This is a genomic window from Mesorhizobium sp. WSM4807 (assembly GCF_055811615.1).
The window spans coordinates 1-945 of record NZ_JBVVQY010000103.1; the positions used below are offsets into that span (position 1 = coordinate 1).

1 protein-coding gene is annotated in these 945 nt (G+C 63.9%); it reads right to left on the reverse strand.

The genetic code is table 11. The features are described 5' to 3' along the window. Nucleotides 1–849: IS256 family transposase (locus AC0L3N_RS33865; protein WP_473552032.1), on the reverse strand; the 849-nt coding region annotated here is incomplete at its 3' end. Between the last annotated feature and the right edge of the window lie 96 nt (nt 850–945).

The following is a 945-nucleotide window of genomic DNA, read 5'->3' on the forward strand; positions in this document are numbered from 1 at the left end:
GTCGCGCCGGTCATAGAACCATCTGAGCTCCATCAGGCAGTCGTCATCGACCTTGCGCGGCACATAGTCGAGCGCGTTTCTGAGGAAGTGCACGTAACAGCGCTGCCAGACTGCCTCGGGCAGGACTTCCCGGATCGCTGCCCTGAGCCCCGGATGGTCGTCGGAGACGACGAACTCCACGCCGGCGAGCCCGCGCTGCTTGAGCCCTGCCACGAACGCGCGCCAGCTCGAATGGCTTTCCCGGTTGGCCAGTTCGACACCGAGCACCTGGCGCCGGCCCTCCCAGTCGACCCCGATCGCCACCAAGACCGCCTGGCTGGCGATCACGCCGGCCTCGCGCGCCCGCTCATAGCGCGCATCCAGAATGAGGTACGGGTAAGGTTCGGCAAGCCGCTGCTCAAAGAACGCCTTCAGCGCTTCATCCAGCCGCGCCGTCGCCTGGCTTACCGTCGAGGCCGAGAAGGAATGGCCGCACAGCTCCTCGGTGATCGCCTTCACCTTGCGCGTCGACACGCCTTGCACGTACATCTCGACCAGCGCCGACACCAATGCCTTCTCCGAGCGCTGATAACGCTCAAACAACTCCGTCGAGAACCGGCCGGCCCGATCCTGCGGAACGCGAAGCTCCAGCACGCCAACCCGCGTCACAAGCTTGCGTTCGTAATAGCCGGACCGGTAACCAACCCGCTCCGTCGTCCGCTCGCCTTTCTCGGCCCCGATCGCCTCCGTCATCTCGGCTTCCAAAGCCTCCTGCACGACAGTCTGCAAAACTCTGCGGAAGCCGTCCTCATCCGACAACAGCAACGCTTTCAACTCGCCTCTGCTCAGTCTAACGTCTCGCTTGGTCATGGCACTTACCCTTCCACGGGAATCGGTGATCGCAACGTCACCAGCGTGCCATGGCCGCCCCTCGCCTCAGAGTAAGGGCTGTTCTCTCTCCAGAGC